Raw genomic sequence first — 17,596 nt, 5'->3', positions numbered from 1 at the left:
GTCCGACAAAACCCTCCTGAGTTTGCCGAACTCGTTGAGCCCCAATACAGGCCCGGACCCAACTCACGTCAATTCAACGATCCTGGTCTTTGATTCTTGCGGTATTTGCGGCACGAAAAGCAGGAGCATTTCCGGCCATACCACCAACATCCGAACGTTGTCGCATGCTGTAAAAATTCGCGTATTCCAGATACGCCAACGCGGGAGCAAGCTCCCGCGCGGCGACATCCTACCAGTCACCGCCTGAAGGCAGTCAACCGGCCGACCAACAACTTACTTGTGGTCTTTGACTTCTTCGAACTCGGCGTCGACAACGTCGTCAGCCTTTTCCGCCTTGTCGTCGTGCGGTGCAGCGCCTTCAGCAGGCTGAGCCTGTTCGGCGTACATCTTCTGCGCCACTGGAGCGGAGACTTTCGACAGCTCTTCAACCTTGGCGTCGATAGCAGCCTTGTCGTCGCCTTTAACGGCGGCCTCCAGGGCAACTACAGCCGCTTCGATTGCAGTTTTCTCTTCAGCGGTCACTTTATCGCCGGCATCGGCAACCATTTTGCGCGTCGAGTGAACCAGTGCATCACCCTGGTTACGGGCAGTGGCCAGCTCTTCGAACTTGCGGTCTTCCTCGGCGTTAGCCTCGGCATCACGCACCATGCGCTCGATTTCTTCGTCGGACAGACCGGAGTTGGCCTTGATCACGATCGACTGAGTCTTGCCGGTAGCCTTGTCCTTCGCACCTACGTGCAGGATGCCGTTGGCGTCGATATCGAAGGTCACTTCGATCTGCGGCACGCCACGTGGAGCTGGTGGAATGTCGGCCAGGTCGAACTTGCCCAGAGACTTGTTCTGTGCGGCTTGTTTACGCTCGCCTTGCAGCACGTGAATGGTCACGGCGCCCTGGTTGTCGTCGGCAGTCGAGAACACTTGCGATTTCTTGGTAGGAATCGTGGTGTTTTTCTCGATCAGCGCGGTCATCACGCCGCCCATGGTTTCGATACCCAGGGTCAGCGGGCTGACGTCGAGCAGCAGAACGTCTTTCACGTCGCCGGCCAGTACTGCGCCCTGGATGGCAGCACCCATGGCAACCGCTTCGTCCGGGTTGACGTCTTTACGCGCTTCTTTGCCGAAGAACTCGGTCACCAGCTTCTGAACCAGTGGCATACGGGTCTGACCGCCGACCAGGATCACGTCGTTGATCGCGCCAACGTCGATACCGGAGTCTTTCAGAGCGATGCGGCAAGGCTCGATGGTGCGTTGAACCAGGTCTTCCACCAGCGCTTCCAGCTTGGCGCGGGAGATCTTCACGTTCAGGTGCTTCGGACCGGTCGCATCTGCAGTGATGTACGGCAGGTTGACGTCGGTCGACTGAGTGGAAGACAGCTCGATCTTGGCTTTTTCAGCGGCTTCTTTCAGGCGCTGCATCGCCAGCGGGTCACCCTTGAGGTTCATGCCGCTTTCTTTCTTGAACTCGTCGACGAGGTAGTCGATCAGACGAATGTCAAAGTCTTCACCGCCCAGGAACGTGTCACCGTTGGTGGCCAGTACTTCGAACTGGTGCTCGCCATCGACTTCAGCGATTTCGATCACGGAAACGTCGAAAGTACCACCGCCCAAGTCGTAAACGATCACGGTGTGATCGCCCTTGGCCTTGTCCATACCGTAAGCCAGAGCGGCTGCGGTTGGTTCGTTGATGATACGTTTTACGTCCAGGCCCGCGATGCGGCCGGCGTCTTTGGTCGCCTGACGCTGGCTGTCGTTGAAGTAGGCCGGAACGGTGATCACCGCCTCAGTCACGGTCTCGCCGAGGTAGTCTTCGGCGGTCTTCTTCATTTTCTTCAGGATTTCAGCCGAGATTTGTGGCGGCGCCATTTTCTGGCCGTTCACTTCAACCCAGGCGTCGCTGTTGTCAGCCTTGACGATCTTGTAAGGGACCATCTGAATGTCTTTCTGCACGACTTCTTCGTCGAAACGACGACCGATCAGACGCTTCACCGCGTACAGGGTGTTATGCGGATTGGTCACAGCCTGACGCTTGGCCGACTGGCCAACCAGGATTTCGCCATCGTTGGCGTAAGCGATGATCGACGGCGTGGTACGCGCGCCTTCAGCGTTTTCAATAACTTTTGCCTTGCCGTTTTCCAGCACGGAGACGCAGGAGTTGGTAGTCCCCAGGTCGATACCGATAATTTTGCCCATGTTCACTCTCCCGAAACTTTGGATTTGGTTGCCGCAGCAGTGGTGGCTAACTGCGGTAGCACTTAAACGCTTGACTTATAAATGGGGGCCTTGCGGCGGATTTCAAGCCTGCTCGTCAATCGAAGGCGAAACCGGCGCAGGCGCCTTGCTGACCACGACCATCGCCGGGCGCAGCAGGCGGCCATTGAGCTGATAGCCCTTCTGGAACACCTTCAGAACGCTGTTCGGCTCGACATCGGCGCTTTCCTGCATGGCCATCGCCTGATGGTGAACGGCGTTGAACGGTTCGCCATGGGGATCGATCGCTTCAAGCTGATAACGCTTGAGGGTGTCCTGGAACATCTTCAGGGTCAGCTCGATGCCTTCGCGCATCGGACGTATGCTTTCGTCGTCCGGGCTGGACAGTTCCAGGCCGCGCTCCAGGCTGTCGACGATCGGCAGCAGGTCGCTGGCGAATTTTTCCAGCGCGAACTTGTGCGCCTTTTCCACATCCTGCTCGGCGCGACGGCGGACGTTCTGCAGATCGGCGGCTACACGCAAAGCCTGATCCTGAGCGCCTGCCAGTTGCTCTTCGAGCACTTGTACACGAGCCGCCAGGTCATCACCCGAAGCCTCGGGCGCCTGGTTGGCGTCTGGGTTTTGCGTATCCACTGTCTGTTCGTCAGCCATAGATTTCTCCTTTCAATTTCGTCCGCGAGCTCAACTCGCGCTTCTGCCCAGCTATATGGGGCCGCAAAATCCGGCTTCAAGGGGGTCCGACGATTAACCCTACAAAAAACAACTGCTTTGTCATGCCCGGTCGCGATAAGGCTTTCGTCGGACCGAGCGAATCGAGCTAACGAGGGGCATTGTCAGCCAGAAACAAAACACTGTATAAATAACCAGACTTAACACCTGGGAGCGGCCCATATGCTGGTGCACCTGTCCGTACACAACTACGCCATCGTTGAACATCTCGATCTCGAACTCGATCGCGGGATGAGCGTGATCACCGGGGAAACCGGCGCGGGCAAGTCGATCATGCTCGACGCGCTGGGCCTGACCCTGGGCGATCGTGCCGACAGCGGCGTGGTCCGCCCCGGCGCCGACAAGGCCGACATCCTGGCCACCTTCGATCTGGTCGACATTCCGGAAGCCAGTGCCTGGCTGGCCGAACGCGACCTCGAAAACGACGGCCCGTGCATCCTGCGCCGGGTCATCACATCCGAAGGACGTTCGCGCGGCTACATCAACGGCACGCCCTGCCCGCTTGGCGACCTCAAGGCGCTGGGTGAGCTGCTGATCGATATTCACAGCCAGCACGAACACCAATCCCTGCTCAAGACCGATACCCACCGCCGCCTGCTCGATGAATATGCCGGCGCGACCGATCTGGCCCGCCAGGTTCAACTCGCCGCCCAGCGCTGGCGCCAGACCCGCCAGGAGCTTGAGCGGCTCTCCAACTCCGGCGATGAGCAACGCGCCCGCCACCAGTTGCTCAGCTATCAACTCGAAGAACTGGAAAACCTTGGCCTTGGCGACAACGAACTGGAGCAGCTTGAGCAGGAACACAAGAACCTGACCAACGCCGAGACCTTGCTCGGGATCTGCCGGCAAGTCGTCGAGCAATGCAGTGAAAGTGATTCCGGGAATGTACTGAACGCCCTCACCGCCAGCCTCAATCGCCTGTCGAGCGTGAACAGCTCGATCGGTGCGCTGGGCGAAGCCAGCAGCTTGTTGACCAGTGCACAGATCCAGGTTGAAGAGGCCGTTGGTGAACTGAACCGCTTCCTCGACAACTTCGACGCCGATCCATCGCGCCTTCAATACCTTGAAGAACGCCTCGACGCGATCTACACCCTGGCGCGCAAACACCGCATCCAGCCGACCGAAGTCGCCGAGATGCAGCAGAAACTGCTGGATGAAATCGAAACCCTCAACGCCAACGACGAATCCATCGAGCGGCTGAGCGATGAGCTGTCTTCATACGCTCGTCATTATCAGGAAAAGGCTCGCGAATTGAGCGACCTGCGTCATCAAGCCTCGGGGAGCCTGGCCAGCGCCGTGGAACAGGAAATCCAGCGTCTGGGCATGCCCGGTGGGCGCTTCACCATCGAACTGCGTCCAAACAGCAGCGACGAACTGCTGCCTAACGGACTTGAACAGGTTGAACTACTGGTCAGCGCCAACCCGGGCCAACCATTAAAAGCCTTGGCAAAAGTCGCATCCGGAGGTGAGCTGTCGCGGATCAGCCTGGCGATTCAGGTCATCACCGCGCAGACCTCCCGCGTACCGACCCTGGTGTTCGACGAAGTCGATGTCGGCATTGGCGGCCCAACCGCAGAAATCGTCGGCCAGTTGCTGCGCCGACTCGGCGAGCGCGGGCAGGTACTGACCGTGACCCACTTGCCGCAAGTGGCGGCGCAAGGTCATCAGCATCTATTTGTGCATAAAGTGCGCGGCGAAGATGCCACCCGCACGGCCGTTTCCAAATTGAGCAAAAACGACCGCGTCGAAGAAGTCGCAAGGATGCTGGGGGGCATCGACCTCACCAAGGAGTCCCTGGCGCATGCCAAAAAAATGGTGGTGGCCGCAAAAGCCTGAATAAAGGCAGAAAGCACGAAGGCGACCCTGGGGTCGCCTTCGTTCGTTTCGCGAACTGATGTTCGCGCGACATGCTTACTTTTTCTTGCGCACGTACAGCACCAGATTGTGATCAACCATCTCGAAGCCATACTTGTCGACGATTGCTTTCTGAAGCCGCTCGATTTCTTCGTCGAAGAATTCGATCACTTCGCTGGTTTCGACGTTGACCATATGGTCGTGATGCTTTCCGTCGTCCAGTTCGAAGACCGCATGGCCTCCGTCGAAGTTGTGCCGCACCACAAGGCCAGCTGCCTCGAACTGGGTCAGAACACGGTAAACCGTGGCCAGACCGACGTCCTCACCAGCCTCCATAAGGGCCTTGTAGACATCCTCGGCACTCATGTGGCGCTGCTCGGCGGAATCGAGCATTTGCAGAATTTTGACCCGTGGCAGGGTCACTTTGAGGCCGGCTTTGCGTAGTTCGCTATTTTCAACCATGGTCAGCTTTCTCGCGATGCTGCTTCGCAGCTTCTCTTAATGCGGGTATGATCGGCGTTTACGTTGTCCCAGCCAAGATAGTGGAAGTCGCCCACCGATGCAAAACACCAAGCTCTTGCTAACCAGTTTCACCTTTGTGGGACTGCTCGCACTCGCCGGTTGTTCATTCCCCGGGGTTTACAAAATCGACATCCAGCAGGGCAATGTCGTCACGCAGGACATGATAGACCAGTTACGCCCGGGAATGACCCGTAAGCAAGTACGGTTTATCATGGGCAACCCTCTGCTGACTGACACGTTCCATGCCGATCGCTGGGATTATCTGTACAGCCTGCAACCGGGTGGCGGTGAACGCCAACAGGAACGCATTAGCGTTATCTTCAACCCAAATGATCAGCTTGTCAGCCTCTCCGGTGATTTCATGCCAGGCGTGAGCCGTGACGAAGCCATTCTCGGCAAGGACAGCGGCACGACAGTGGCCGCCCCGGCAGAAAACGTCGAGAAGCCAAAACCGGAAAAACCGGTCAAGCCAGGTTCGTTGCTGGATCAGATCCAGAAGGACGTCGACGGTGTAGAGACCGTTCCGGTCCCGACGCCGCAACCACTGGATACCTCGCCGCAATAATTTGCGACGCAATAAAAAGCCCGGCATGCCCGGGCTTTTTATTGTCTGGCGTTCAAGCTACTCACTGATTCCGCGCTTTGGCCTCGGCAGCCTTCGCCGCGCGCAGTCGGCGCACCTCTTTCGGATCAGCCAGCAACGGTCGGTAAATCTCGATGCGATCCCCGGCCTGGACTGCCCGACTCTCCGGGTCAGCTACCACCTTGCCGAAGATCCCCACAGGGCAATGGCTCAGATCCAGCTCCGGAAACTCTTCAGCCACGGCCGACCTGAGCAAGGCCGCCCGCACGGTCGTTCCGACAGGCACGGCCGCTGTCAGCAGCACCTGACGGTCTACGGCCGCGTAGACCACCTCGATTTCAATCATGACCTCAACCATGTATCTGCTTGGCGCGCTGACAGAACGCATCCACCAGGGTATTGGCCGCCTGGTTGAATAGTGGCCCCAGGGTGGCGCGAACCAGTGGCCCGGCATAATCGAACGACAGATCGAGGCTGATCTTGCAGGCTTTGTCGGTCAGCGCCTTGAATACCCAGATGCCATGCAATTGGGTGAACGGGCCCTCTTCGAGGTTCATTTCGATCGACTGCCCCGGAACCAGGGTGTTGCGCGTCACGAAATGCTGGCTGAGGCCCCCCTTCGCCACCCCGACGCTCGCCCGCATATGCTCAGGGGAGTTCTCCAGGACTTCGGCGGACGAGCACCACGGCAGAAACTCCGGATAGCGCGCCACGTCGTTGACCAGGTCATACAGCGCTTGCGCCGGATATGGCAGCAAGGCCGAACGTGAAATGTGTGTCGTCATGTCAGCGTCACTTCCACAGCTGGGCGGCAAACACTACGAGAATGCCGATGGGCGCCACATAGCGCATCAAGAACAAGGACAGGCCAAACAACGCAGGGTTACGGATCGACAACTCGTCGCGCACCGCCTCACGCCCCATGATCCAGCCCGCAAACACCACGAAACACAAACCGCCAAGCGGCAACATCAGTCGCGAGGTGAAGAAATCGATCACGCCGAAGAAGTCGAGGCCACCGGCCGCTCCCCATTGGTAGAGGTGGAACATCCCGCCTTCGTTCACGAAGAACTTGGCCTCTTTCCAGATATTGAAGGAGAACACCGTGCCCAGACCGACAAACCAGCAGCTGAAAGCCAGCCAGAAGGTGACCCAGGCACGACTCACTTTAGTGCGCTCGACCAGGTAGGCCACCATCGGTTCCAGCAGGGAAATCGCAGAACTCCAGGCTGCGACCGCCACCAGCACGAAGAACACCACACCCATCAATTGCCCGAACGCCACGTTACCGAAGGCAAACGGCAGGCTGACGAACATCAGCCCCGGCCCTTCGCTCGGATTCAGGCCCGCCGCGAACACAATCGGAAACAATGCCAGGCCGGCCACCAGGGAAACGAAGGTGTCGAGCAGCGCCACGCCGACAACCGTCCCTGAAATCGACGAGTTCTTCGGCATGTAGGCGCCGTAGATCATGATCGAGCCGACGCCCACGCTCAGGGAAAAGAACGCATGCCCCATCGCGGGCAGCAAGCCGTCCAGGACCTTTTCCGGGTGGAAGTCGAACATGAAATGCACGCCCTCCATGAAATGCCCGGTGGTCATGCTGTAGCCCAGCAGCACGAGGATCATCACGAACAACAACGGCATCATGATGCGCAAACTGCGTTCAAGCCCGGCAACCACGCCCTTGGCGATCACCACCGCTGACAACAGCATGAAAATCGTGTGCCAAAGTGTCAGGCGCCAAGGGTCGGCGATCACATTGCCGAAGTAGGCCCCCACCTGATCCGGTGTCGCGCCCTGGAAGTCGCCACGCCCCATGTCGATGATGTAGTCCAGCGACCAGCCGCCAACCACACTGTAGAACGACAGGATCAGCAACGCCGTGATCATCCCGGCAAACGCGCCCCAGGACCATTTGGCCGAGTGCCCCGCCTCGACCGCCAGTATCTTCAAGGCATTGGCCGGGCTCTGCCGGGCACGCCGGCCGATCAGGGTTTCCGCCAGCATCACCGGCACCCCGATCAGCGCGATGCAGGCCAGGAACATCAGCACGAAGGCACCGCCGCCATAGACGCCGACCATGTACGGGAATTTCCAGATACTACCCAGCCCCACGGCCGAACCGGTCGCGGCGAGTATGAAGACCCAGCGGCTAGCCCAACTGCCGTGGACAGAAACCTTGTCTGTCGACATCGTTATCACGCCCAAGCGTTCAAAAAAGAGGCCGCATTGTCCGGGATTCAATCAACCTGCTCAAGCACGTAGCAACACCGTAGCCGACTCGCGTGCAACTCCCTATAATGCCGCCCCTATGGCTAAACAGAAGAAACACCCAACAGGGACCATCGCGCAAAACAAAAAGGCGCGACACGATTACTTCATCGAGCATCGTTTCGAGGCTGGTCTGGTCCTGGCCGGCTGGGAAGTAAAAAGTCTGCGGGCAAGCAAGCTGCAGCTGGTTGACAGCTACGTGCTGCTCAAGGATGGCGAAGCCTGGCTGCTCGGCAGCCACATTACGCCCCTGACAACCGCCAGTACCCACGTCATCGCGGATCCGGTGCGCACCCGTAAATTGCTGCTCAACCGGCGCGAGCTGGAAAAGCTGGCCGCTGCCGTACAGCAAAAGGGTTACGCCTGCGTGTGCCTGTCCTGGTACTGGAGCAAGCACATGGTCAAGTGCGAGATCGCCCTGGGCAAGGGCAAGAAGGAATACGACAAGCGCGATACCGAGCGCGAACGCGACGCCGGTCGCGAGTTGCAGCGTGCGGTGCGCAACAAGGGCAAGGAAGACTGATTTTTCTGCCTGAGTTTCGCGGCGCCATCGAAAAGATCGCAGCCTGCGGCAGCTCCTACATTGGAATGCGTTCCCTGTAGGAGCTGCCGCAGGCTGCGATCCTTTGCTTTAAAGGTCACATCCCCTTGCGCCGCTCCGCCCGGGCCACGCGCTGCACTTCCTGACGCACCTCCTCCAGCACCTCCTGCACATACAGAATGTGTCGGCTGGAAACTTCCCGCGCCTGCTCCGCACGCCCTTCGATAATCGCCTGATACAACTCCCGGTGCTGTGTGATCAGCATGTCGCGGGTTTCAGTGCGCTGTTTGTACATGCCACCGATGTTGGTCACCACGTTGCGTTTGAGCAGGTCGAACAGCCCGCGAATGGTGTGCAGCAACACGGCATTGTGGCTGGCCTCGGCGATCGCCAGGTGAAACCTTGCGTCCGCCGCCCCCTCTTCGGCACGACTCACTTCTTCGTGACGCGAATAACAGTCCTGCAATTCGTTGAATGCCGCGGTCAACCGCTCGCGGTCCACCTCCGTGGCACGCAGCGCCGCGTAGTAGGCGCAAGACGCTTCCAGCGTATGGCGAAACTCCAGCAGATCGCGTTGCGCCTCGGGATTGCTTTCCAGCAGATGCAACAAGGGATCACTGAAGGTGCTACCCAGTGATTCCACCACATAGTTGCCACCGCCCTGGCGGCTGACCAGCAGGCCCTTGGCGGTCAGCTTCTGAATGGCTTCGCGCAACGAAGGGCGTGACACGCCAAATTGCTCGGCCAGCGCGCGCTCGGCCGGCAAGCGCTCACCCGCTTTCAGCGTGCCCTCGAGGATCATGCCCTCAAGCTGCTCGACAATATCGTCAGACAAACGGCGCTGACGAATCTGATCAAACCCCATAACTCGATTACTCCACGATCCGACGGCTCGCCGGCGCTCTATTCTGGCCTATCGGCGCCGCGCCAGCACCTGCCACAACGCATTTGGTCATACCAGGCAGACGACCTGCGCACTTCGCATTCGACAAAAGTTTTAGGGCGGCAAATTGACACACCGCCTACAAGGCTTTTACCCTAACCAACAGCGATTGTAAATTGGTCTTACCAATTATCCAAGAACGCTGATCAGTGCCTGACCAACAACAATTAGGGGCCACCCCATATGCAAACCTGGCAACAGCTCTATACCCCGCTCGGCAGCCTCGGCCTGTCCGCACTCGCCGCCGTCATCCCCATCGTGTTTTTCTTCCTGGCTTTGGCCGTGTTCCGCCTCAAAGGGCATGTGGCCGGCAGCATCACCCTGGCTTTGTCGATCCTGGTGGCGATCTTCGCCTTCCAGATGCCGGTCGACATGGCGTTCGCCGCCGCCGGGTATGGCTTCGCCTATGGCCTGTGGCCGATTGCCTGGATCATCGTGGCAGCGGTATTCCTCTACAAACTGACGGTCAAGAGCGGGCAGTTTGAAGTCATCCGCAGCTCGGTCCTGTCGATCACCGATGACCAGCGCCTGCAGGTCCTGCTGATCGGTTTCTGCTTCGGCGCCTTCCTCGAAGGTGCAGCCGGTTTTGGCGCACCCGTGGCGATTACCGCTGCGCTGCTGGTAGGTCTTGGCTTCAACCCGCTGTACGCCGCTGGCTTGTGCCTGATCGCCAACACGGCGCCGGTGGCATTCGGTGCCCTGGGCATTCCGATCATCGTTGCCGGCCAAGTCACCGGTATCGACGCGTTCAAGATCGGCGCCATGACCGGTCGCCAATTGCCGCTGCTGTCGTTGTTCGTGCCATTCTGGCTGGTGTTCATGATGGACGGCCTGCGCGGCGTGCGGGAAACCTGGCCGGCAGCGCTGGTGGCCGGCTTGAGCTTTGCCGTGACCCAGTACTTCACCTCGAACTTCATCGGCCCGGAACTGCCGGACATCACCTCGGCCCTGGCCAGCCTGATTTCCCTGACCCTGTTCCTGAAAGTCTGGCAACCAAAACGCGCCGCCGGCCAACACATCGTCGGCGCCGTCTCGGCCTCCGTGGTGAGCGCCAGCGTCGGTGGTTTCGGCCAGAAGCGCACCACCGCGGCTTCGCCCTACAGCCTTGGGGAAATCTTCAAGGCATGGTCGCCGTTCCTGATCCTGACCGTACTGGTCACCATCTGGACCCTGAAGCCGTTCAAGGCGATGTTCGCCGCCGGCGGTTCGATGTACAGCTTCGTATTCAACTTCGCCATCCCGCACCTGGATCAAATGGTGATCAAGGTCGCACCGATCGTGACCGCGCCAACCGCCCTTCCGGCAGTGTTCAAACTGGACCCGATTTCCGCCACCGGCACGGCGATTTTCTTCTCCGCACTGATCTCCATGCTGGTGCTGAAGATCAATCTCAAAATTGGTCTGACCACTTTTAAAGAGACCTTCTACGAACTGCGCTGGCCGATCCTGTCCATCGGCATGGTGCTGGCCTTCGCCTTCGTCACCAACTACTCGGGCATGTCCTCGACCATGGCACTGGTATTGGCAGGCACCGGCGCGGCGTTCCCGTTCTTCTCGCCGTTCCTCGGCTGGCTGGGCGTGTTCCTCACCGGTTCCGATACCTCGTCCAACGCCCTGTTCAGTTCGCTGCAAGCGACCACTGCACACCAGATCGGTGTCAACGACACCTTGCTGGTGGCGGCCAACACCAGCGGTGGCGTGACCGGCAAGATGATCTCGCCACAATCGATCGCCGTGGCCTGTGCCGCGACCGGTCTGGTGGGCAAAGAATCGGATCTGTTCCGCTTCACCCTCAAGCACAGCCTATTCTTTGCAACGATTGTCGGCTTGATCACGTTGGCCCAGGCCTACTGGTTCACCGGCATGCTGGTGCACTAAGGGCTACAGGCAACACGATAAAAACCGACGCCGGGCCACGCCCCCCGGCGTCCGCTATTCACACCCCGGTCTGTAAGGCTGCTGAAAGCTTCCGGCTCTATATTCAGCAGCCTCGACAGACGAATAACCGGGACCACCCGGAGACCGCCTGATGAGCGAGCTTTTTTACAACGCCGTGCCGAATGCGACTCGTGTCGCCCCGCCACTGCCCGAGCCTCGGCAATACCCCAGCGAGAAACCGTCACGGGTCTACCTGTTCGGGACCTGCGTGGTCGATTTGTTCTACCCGGAAGCCGGGATGGACGCGATCCACCTACTGGAGCGCGAAGGCATTCGTGTCGAATACCCACAAGGGCAAAGCTGCTGCGGCCAACCGGCCTACACCTCGGGTTACACCGAACAGGCTCGGACCGTGGCGCGCTCGCAACTGGCGCTGTTTGCCGGCGACTATCCGGTGGTGGTGCCGTCGGGTTCTTGCGCGGGCATGCTCCGCGAACATTACGCCGACTTGTTCAAGGACGAGCCGGAAACGTTGAAACAGGTTCAGGCCCTGGCGGCCAGAACCTACGAGCTGGCCGAGTTCCTGTTGTTTGTCTGCAAGGTGCAGCTCAAGGACAGTGGCGAGCCGGTAAAAGTGGCGTTGCACACTTCGTGCTCGGCACGCCGTGAAATGAACACCCACCTGCACGGCCGCGAGTTGTTGGCGCAGTTGAGCAATGTGGAGCGGGTCAATCACGATCACGAAAGTGAGTGCTGTGGCTTTGGTGGGACATTCAGCGTCCGTATGCCAGACATTTCCGGCGCGATGGTGGCTGACAAGACCCGGGCGCTGAAGGAATCCGGCGCGCACAAGGTATTGAGTGCCGACTGCGGCTGTTTGATGAACATCAACGGCTCGCTGGAAAAGCAGCAGGAAGCGTTGCGCGGTCAGCATCTGGCCAGTTTCCTCTGGCAGCGAACTGGAGGTGCGAAATGAGCACCTCGACGATTATTCCTACGGTTGCCGTAGAAGAAGACTTCCGCACCCGCGCCCACAACGCGTTGGGTGACGCGCAATTGCGAGGCAACTTTCGCAAGGCGATGGATTCACTGATGACCAAACGGGCAGCGGCGTTCAGCGATGCCCATGAAAGAGAACACTTGCGCGTACTGGGCAATGCAATCCGTGCCCGCGCGCTCTCCAAGTTGCCCGACCTGCTCGAGCAACTGGAACAGAACCTGACCCGCAACGGTGTGACAGTGCACTGGGCGGAAACGGTGGACGAAGCCAATGGCATCGTCCTCTCGATCATCCGCGCTCACGAGGGGCGGCAAGTGATCAAGGGTAAATCGATGGTCAGCGAAGAAATGGAAATGAACCATGTCCTCGCTGAACAGGGCATTGAATGCCTGGAATCGGACATGGGCGAGTACATCGTCCAGCTCGACCACGAGAAACCTTCACACATAATCATGCCGGCGATCCACAAGAACGCCGGTCAGGTCGCGTCCTTGTTCCACGACAAGCTTGGGGTGGAATACACCAAGGACGTTGACCAACTCATTCAGATCGGCCGCAGAGTCCTGCGGCAGAAATTCTTCGAAGCGGACATCGGCGTCTCCGGTGTCAACTTCGCCGTGGCCGAAACCGGCACCCTGCTTCTGGTGGAAAACGAAGGCAATGGTCGCATGACCACCACAGTGCCACCCGTGCACATCGCCGTCACCGGCATCGAAAAAGTCGTGGAAAACCTGCGCGACGTGGTGCCATTGCTGTCATTGCTGACCCGCTCGGCCCTGGGCATCCCGATCACCACCTACGTCAACATGATCTCCGGCCCGCGCAAGGAACATGAACTCGACGGCCCACAGGAAGTGCACCTGGTACTGCTCGACAATGGTCGCAGCCAGGCCTTTGCCGACAGCGAATTGCGCCAGACCCTGAACTGCATTCGCTGTGGCGCCTGTATGAATCATTGCCCGGTCTATACCCGAATCGGCGGCCATGCCTATGGGGAGGTTTACCCCGGGCCTATCGGAAAAATCATCACCCCGCACATGGTCGGCCTGGCGAAAGTCCCGGATCACCCGAGTGCTTCTTCGCTGTGCGGTGCCTGCGGTGAAGTCTGCCCGGTAAAAATCCCGATCCCTGCTTTGCTGCGACGCCTGCGGGAAGAAAACGTCAAGTCCCCGGACAGCCCCCATCAAGTGATGCGCGGCCAGGGCAGCAAGTATTCGCGCAAGGAGCGGTTCATCTGGAACGCCTGGGCCAAGCTCAACAGCTCGCCAACGCTGTATCGCCTGTTCGGTTTCTTCGCCACCCGTTTGCGCGCCCTCACGCCGAGCAATGTCGGCCCGTGGACGCAAAACCACAGCGCACCGAAACCCGCTGCCCGCTCGCTGCACGACATGGCCCGCGAACATTTGGCCAAACAGGGAGACCGCTGATGAGCGCCAAGCAAAATATACTCGCCAAACTGCGTAAAAGCCTGACAGGCACCACGCCGGTGGCTGACAACTTCGATGTCGATCTGGTGACTCAGCCTTACACCTACGCCCCTGAGCAGCGCATTGCGCAACTGCGCCAATTGATGGAATCGGTGCACACGGAAATTCATCTGACATCCGGCCTAGAGTGGCCGACGCTACTCGCGCAGTTGCTTCAGGACCGCCAGTTGCCAAGCCTGCTGATCGCACCGACAACGCCCCACGGTCAACGGATCACGCAACACTGGGAGAATAATCCCGGCCTGCCGATGCTCAAGGCCTACGACCGCCCGGTTGAAGAATGGAAAGCCGAGCTGTTCAACGACACCCCGGCGAGCCTGACCACCACCCTCGGCGCCATCGCTGCCACGGGCAGCCTGATTCTCTGGCCGACCCGGGAAGAACCGCGCCTGATGAGCCTGGTGCCACCGGTGCATTTCGCTCTGCTCAAGGCCAGTGAAATCCGCGACAACTTCTATCAGGTGCAGCAGGAATTCGAATGGGCCCAAGGCATGCCGACCAACGCGTTGCTGGTATCCGGCCCGTCGAAGACCGCCGACATCGAGCAAGTGCTGGCGTACGGCGCCCACGGTCCGAAGGACTTGGTGGTACTGATCCTGGAGGACCAATGAGTCTACCGGCCGCTTTCCTGCGTGATGCACAGCAACTGATTCCCCAAGAGCGACGTTTCGACGACCCGTTGTCGACCCTGGCCTTCGGTACCGACGCCAGCTTCTATCGCTTGATTCCGCAACTGGTGATCCGCGTCGAGTCCGAAGACGAAGTGGTGGCACTGCTGCAACTGGCGCAACGGGATCAGGTGCCTGTGACTTTCCGCGCCGCTGGCACCAGCTTGTCCGGCCAGGCGATCAGCGACTCGGTACTGATCGTGCTGGGGGATAACTGGAACGGTCGCGAGATCCGCAGCCAGGGCACGCAAATCCGCCTGCAACCGGGGGTGATCGGCGCCCAGGCCAATGCCTGGCTGGCACCGTTCGGACGCAAGATCGGCCCGGACCCGGCCTCGATCAACGCCTGCAAGATCGGCGGCATCGTCGCCAACAATGCCAGCGGCATGTGCTGCGGCACGGCGCAAAACACCTATCACACCCTGGCCGGCATTCGTCTGGTGCTTGCCGACGGCAGTCGTCTCGATACTGAAGATACCGCCAGCGTCGCGGCGTTTCGCCAAAGCCACGCCACCCTGCTGGAGCGCTTGGCGACCCTGGGCCGCGAGACCCGGGCAAACGCCGAACTGGCTGCGAAAATTCGCCACAAATACCGTCTGAAAAATACCACCGGCCTGTCGCTCAATGCCCTGGTGGATTTCGACGAGCCTGTGGATATCTTGAGCCACTTGCTGGTGGGCTCCGAGGGCACGCTCGGGTTCATCAGTGCCGTGACCTACGACACCGTGATCGACCACCCGAACAAAGCCTCGGCGTTGATCGTTTTCCCTGACGTGGAAACCTGTTGCAACGCAGTGACTGTGCTGAAAAGCCAACCGGTGTCGGCCGTGGAACTGCTGGACCGCCGCAGCCTGCGCTCGGTGCAGGACAAACCCGGCATGCCCGCTTTCGTACAACATCTGTCGAATAATGCCTGTGCGCTGTTGATCGAATCCCGCGCCGCGTCGTCCACCTTGCTGCACGAACAACTGGCGCAGATCATGGCGTCGCTGAAGGCGTTCCCGGTGGAAAAGCAGGTCGACTTCACCGAAGACCCGCAGGAAAACGCCCGTCTCTGGGCCATCCGCAAGGACACCTTCCCGGCGGTCGGCGCGGTGCGCAAGACCGGCACCACGGTGATCATCGAAGACGTCACCTTCCCGGTCGAACAACTGGCCATCGGCGTCAACCGCCTGATCGAACTGTTCGACAAACATCACTACGACGAAGCGATCCTTTTCGGACACGCTCTGGAAGGCAATCTGCACTTCGTCTTCACCCAAGGCTTCAACAGCCCGGAAGAAGTCGCACGCTATCAGGCGTTCATGGACGACGTGGCGCAGCTGGTGGCGGTGGAGTTCGGCGGTTCGCTGAAAGCCGAACACGGCACCGGGCGCAACATGGCACCGTTCGTTGAACTGGAATGGGGCAGCGATGCCTACCAGTTGATGTGGCAACTCAAACGACTGCTCGACCCCAACGGCATTCTCAACCCGGACGTGGTGCTCAGCGAAGATCCACAGATCCACCTCAAGCACCTCAAGCCCTTGCCCGCTGCTGACGAGATTGTGGACAAGTGCATCGAGTGCGGCTTCTGCGAACCGGTCTGCCCGTCCAAAGGACTGACCCTGAGCCCGCGCCAGCGCATCGTGATCTGGCGCGACATTCAGGCGAAGAAACGCGCGGGCATCGATACGTCCGAACTCGAAGCCGCCTACGACTATCAAGGTGTCGATACCTGCGCCGCCACCGGCCTCTGCGCACAACGTTGCCCTGTAGGCATCAATACCGGCGAACTGGTGAAAAAGCTGCGTAGCCAGAAGGCGACGCATACGAAAACCGCCAACTGGCTTGAAGGACATTTCGCCACGGCACTGCAAGGTGCACGCTTCACCCTGCACGTGGCCAATGGTGCGCGGATGTTGCTGGGGGCGCCGAGATTGGCGAAGTTGTCGGCGACGTTGACGCGCCTGTCCAAGGGGCAGGTCCCGCAATGGACCAACGCGATGCCGCAACCGGAAAAAGCCATTCGCTTCAGTCCGACGGTGACGGACGCCCGCCCGCGCGTGGTCTATCTGGCGGCCTGTGTATCCCGCGCCATGGGCCCGGCAGCGGGCGACACGGAGCAAATGTCGCTGCACGACAAGACCCGAGGCCTGCTGGAAAAGGCCGGCTACCAGGTGGTGTACCCGGACAACCTCGACAACCTGTGCTGCGGCCAGCCATTCGCCTCCAAAGGCTATGCCGAACAAGCCGAACACAAACGCCAGGAACTGATCGGCGCCCTGCTCCACGCCAGCCGTGGCGGGCTCGACCCGATCTACTGCGACACCAGCCCCTGCACCTTGCGCCTGGTTCAAGACCTCGGCGAAGTCCGTCTGGACCTGTACGACCCGGTGCGCTTCATCCGCACGCACCTGATGGATCGCCTGGATTTCACGCCTCAGGAGGCACCGATCGCCGTGCACGTAACCTGCAGCACCCAACACCTCGGGGAAAGCCAGGCGCTGATCGACCTGGCGCGCAAGTGCAGCAATAACGTAGTCATTCCCGAAGGAATTCACTGCTGCGGCTTCGCCGGCGACAAGGGTTTCACCACCCCGGAACTGAACGCTCACTCGCTGCGCACGCTCAAGGACGCGGTGCAGCAGTGCAGCGAGGGGATTTCCACCAGCCGCACCTGTGAGATCGGTCTGACGCAACATGGCGGCATTGACTACCACGGACTAGTCTATCTGGTGGACCGCGTTACCCAGGCTAGGGAGCCCTGAAATCTGGACCTCAAGGCAGGCGCATTAATGCGCCTTCCTTAATGCTTCTTGCCGGAATCAACAGTTCTACAGCAGAAAAAAAGAACCCTGATGTGCCGCCGCAGTCCACTGATCAAGTCCCGCAAATGCGGGACCTTCCAAAAACTCGGTAGACCGATT

General features: G+C 59.7%; 15 protein-coding genes. 8 read left to right on the top strand and 7 right to left on the bottom strand.

Going from position 1 to position 17,596, the window contains the following annotated elements; translation table 11 throughout:
- Window positions 1-273: 273 nt before the first annotated feature.
- Window positions 274-2,190, bottom strand: a complete 1,917-nt coding sequence (dnaK, locus tag AC3IP0_RS03685) for a molecular chaperone DnaK (protein WP_489318298.1) — start codon at window positions 2,188-2,190, stop codon at window positions 274-276.
- Window positions 2,191-2,292: 102 nt separating this feature from the next.
- Entirely contained in the window at window positions 2,293-2,859 is a 567-nt protein-coding gene (grpE, locus tag AC3IP0_RS03680; protein ID WP_046038692.1) for a nucleotide exchange factor GrpE, read from the bottom strand.
- Window positions 2,860-3,099: 240 nt separating this feature from the next.
- Between grpE and recN the strand changes: the two genes are divergently transcribed.
- Window positions 3,100-4,773, top strand: coding sequence for a DNA repair protein RecN (gene recN, locus AC3IP0_RS03675; protein ID WP_489318297.1), 1,674 nt, complete (start codon window positions 3,100-3,102; stop codon window positions 4,771-4,773).
- A 75-nt stretch (window positions 4,774-4,848) separates the two neighbouring features.
- Here the strand turns inward: recN and fur are convergent, their stop codons facing one another.
- Window positions 4,849-5,253: a ferric iron uptake transcriptional regulator gene (gene fur, locus AC3IP0_RS03670; protein ID WP_003197684.1), complete on the bottom strand. Its 405-nt coding sequence runs from the start codon at window positions 5,251-5,253 to the stop codon at window positions 4,849-4,851.
- A 97-nt stretch (window positions 5,254-5,350) separates the two neighbouring features.
- Between fur and AC3IP0_RS03665 the strand changes: the two genes are divergently transcribed.
- Window positions 5,351-5,878, top strand: coding sequence for an outer membrane protein assembly factor BamE (locus tag AC3IP0_RS03665; RefSeq protein WP_007973139.1), 528 nt, complete (start codon window positions 5,351-5,353; stop codon window positions 5,876-5,878).
- A gap of 61 nt (window positions 5,879-5,939) precedes the next feature.
- Here the strand turns inward: AC3IP0_RS03665 and AC3IP0_RS03660 are convergent, their stop codons facing one another.
- Genes AC3IP0_RS03660 through AC3IP0_RS03650 form a run of 3 tightly spaced genes read right to left on the bottom strand, consistent with a single transcriptional unit; the run spans window position 5,940 to window position 8,092 of the window.
- A complete protein-coding gene (locus AC3IP0_RS03660; RefSeq protein WP_489318296.1) occupies window positions 5,940-6,254 on the bottom strand; it encodes an RnfH family protein in 315 nt (104 codons plus the stop codon).
- Entirely contained in the window at window positions 6,247-6,681 is a 435-nt protein-coding gene (locus AC3IP0_RS03655; protein ID WP_489318295.1) for a type II toxin-antitoxin system RatA family toxin, read from the bottom strand. The genes AC3IP0_RS03660 and AC3IP0_RS03655 overlap by 8 nt, the downstream gene beginning before the upstream one ends.
- 7 nt (window positions 6,682-6,688) lie before the next feature.
- On the bottom strand, window positions 6,689-8,092 hold the full coding sequence (locus AC3IP0_RS03650; RefSeq protein ID WP_489318294.1) for a sodium-dependent transporter: 1,404 nt from the start codon (window positions 8,090-8,092) through the stop codon (window positions 6,689-6,691).
- 118 nt (window positions 8,093-8,210) lie between these two features.
- On the opposite strand from AC3IP0_RS03650, the gene smpB reads away from it, so the two are divergent.
- Window positions 8,211-8,693 (top strand): SsrA-binding protein SmpB, encoded by a 483-nt coding sequence (smpB, locus tag AC3IP0_RS03645; RefSeq protein ID WP_008057382.1) that lies wholly within the window; start codon window positions 8,211-8,213, stop codon window positions 8,691-8,693.
- A gap of 115 nt (window positions 8,694-8,808) precedes the next feature.
- Here the strand turns inward: smpB and AC3IP0_RS03640 are convergent, their stop codons facing one another.
- Window positions 8,809-9,576 (bottom strand): GntR family transcriptional regulator, encoded by a 768-nt coding sequence (locus tag AC3IP0_RS03640; RefSeq protein WP_150727499.1) that lies wholly within the window; start codon window positions 9,574-9,576, stop codon window positions 8,809-8,811.
- Between the two features lie 261 nt (window positions 9,577-9,837).
- Here AC3IP0_RS03640 and AC3IP0_RS03635 point away from each other — a divergent pair, with 261 nt between their 5' ends.
- The 5 genes from AC3IP0_RS03635 to AC3IP0_RS03615 all read left to right on the top strand — a co-directional run bounded on the left by AC3IP0_RS03635 (window position 9,838) and on the right by AC3IP0_RS03615 (window position 17,437).
- Entirely contained in the window at window positions 9,838-11,532 is a 1,695-nt protein-coding gene (locus AC3IP0_RS03635) for a lactate permease LctP family transporter (RefSeq protein ID WP_489318293.1), read from the top strand.
- Between the two features lie 151 nt (window positions 11,533-11,683).
- Window positions 11,684-12,508, top strand: a complete 825-nt coding sequence (locus AC3IP0_RS03630; protein WP_489318292.1) for a (Fe-S)-binding protein — start codon at window positions 11,684-11,686, stop codon at window positions 12,506-12,508.
- Entirely contained in the window at window positions 12,505-13,959 is a 1,455-nt protein-coding gene (locus tag AC3IP0_RS03625; protein WP_489318291.1) for a LutB/LldF family L-lactate oxidation iron-sulfur protein, read from the top strand. The genes AC3IP0_RS03630 and AC3IP0_RS03625 overlap by 4 nt, the downstream gene beginning before the upstream one ends.
- A complete protein-coding gene (locus AC3IP0_RS03620; RefSeq protein WP_489318290.1) occupies window positions 13,959-14,630 on the top strand; it encodes a LutC/YkgG family protein in 672 nt (223 codons plus the stop codon). Before AC3IP0_RS03625 ends, AC3IP0_RS03620 begins: the two co-directional genes overlap by 1 nt.
- Window positions 14,627-17,437: an FAD-binding and (Fe-S)-binding domain-containing protein gene (locus AC3IP0_RS03615; protein ID WP_489326681.1), complete on the top strand. Its 2,811-nt coding sequence runs from the start codon at window positions 14,627-14,629 to the stop codon at window positions 17,435-17,437. Before AC3IP0_RS03620 ends, AC3IP0_RS03615 begins: the two co-directional genes overlap by 4 nt.
- Window positions 17,438-17,596 lie beyond the last annotated feature (159 nt).

Source organism: Pseudomonas sp. GL_103, assembly GCF_057835175.1.
Note: the sequence above shows the minus strand (reverse complement) of the source record. Positions and strands in the feature narration are given on the sequence as shown.

Bases quoted from the DNA above. Each gene is read 5' to 3' on its own strand.
- AC3IP0_RS03665 (WP_007973139.1), top strand. From the start codon at position 5,351: ATGCAAAACACCAAGCTCTTGCTAACCAGTTTCACCTTTGTGGGACTG.
- AC3IP0_RS03660 (WP_489318296.1), bottom strand. From the start codon at position 6,254: ATGGTTGAGGTCATGATTGAAATCGAGGTGGTCTACGCGGCCGTAGAC.
- dnaK (WP_489318298.1), bottom strand. From the start codon at position 2,190: ATGGGCAAAATTATCGGTATCGACCTGGGGACTACCAACTCCTGCGTC.
- smpB (WP_008057382.1), top strand. From the start codon at position 8,211: ATGGCTAAACAGAAGAAACACCCAACAGGGACCATCGCGCAAAACAAA.
- AC3IP0_RS03630 (WP_489318292.1), top strand. From the start codon at position 11,684: ATGAGCGAGCTTTTTTACAACGCCGTGCCGAATGCGACTCGTGTCGCC.
- grpE (WP_046038692.1), bottom strand. From the start codon at position 2,859: ATGGCTGACGAACAGACAGTGGATACGCAAAACCCAGACGCCAACCAG.
- AC3IP0_RS03635 (WP_489318293.1), top strand. From the start codon at position 9,838: ATGCAAACCTGGCAACAGCTCTATACCCCGCTCGGCAGCCTCGGCCTG.
- AC3IP0_RS03615 (WP_489326681.1), top strand. From the start codon at position 14,627: ATGAGTCTACCGGCCGCTTTCCTGCGTGATGCACAGCAACTGATTCCC.
- AC3IP0_RS03625 (WP_489318291.1), top strand. From the start codon at position 12,505: ATGAGCACCTCGACGATTATTCCTACGGTTGCCGTAGAAGAAGACTTC.
- AC3IP0_RS03655 (WP_489318295.1), bottom strand. From the start codon at position 6,681: ATGACGACACACATTTCACGTTCGGCCTTGCTGCCATATCCGGCGCAA.
- AC3IP0_RS03620 (WP_489318290.1), top strand. From the start codon at position 13,959: ATGAGCGCCAAGCAAAATATACTCGCCAAACTGCGTAAAAGCCTGACA.
- fur (WP_003197684.1), bottom strand. From the start codon at position 5,253: ATGGTTGAAAATAGCGAACTACGCAAAGCCGGCCTCAAAGTGACCCTG.
- AC3IP0_RS03650 (WP_489318294.1), bottom strand. From the start codon at position 8,092: ATGTCGACAGACAAGGTTTCTGTCCACGGCAGTTGGGCTAGCCGCTGG.
- AC3IP0_RS03640 (WP_150727499.1), bottom strand. From the start codon at position 9,576: ATGGGGTTTGATCAGATTCGTCAGCGCCGTTTGTCTGACGATATTGTC.
- recN (WP_489318297.1), top strand. From the start codon at position 3,100: ATGCTGGTGCACCTGTCCGTACACAACTACGCCATCGTTGAACATCTC.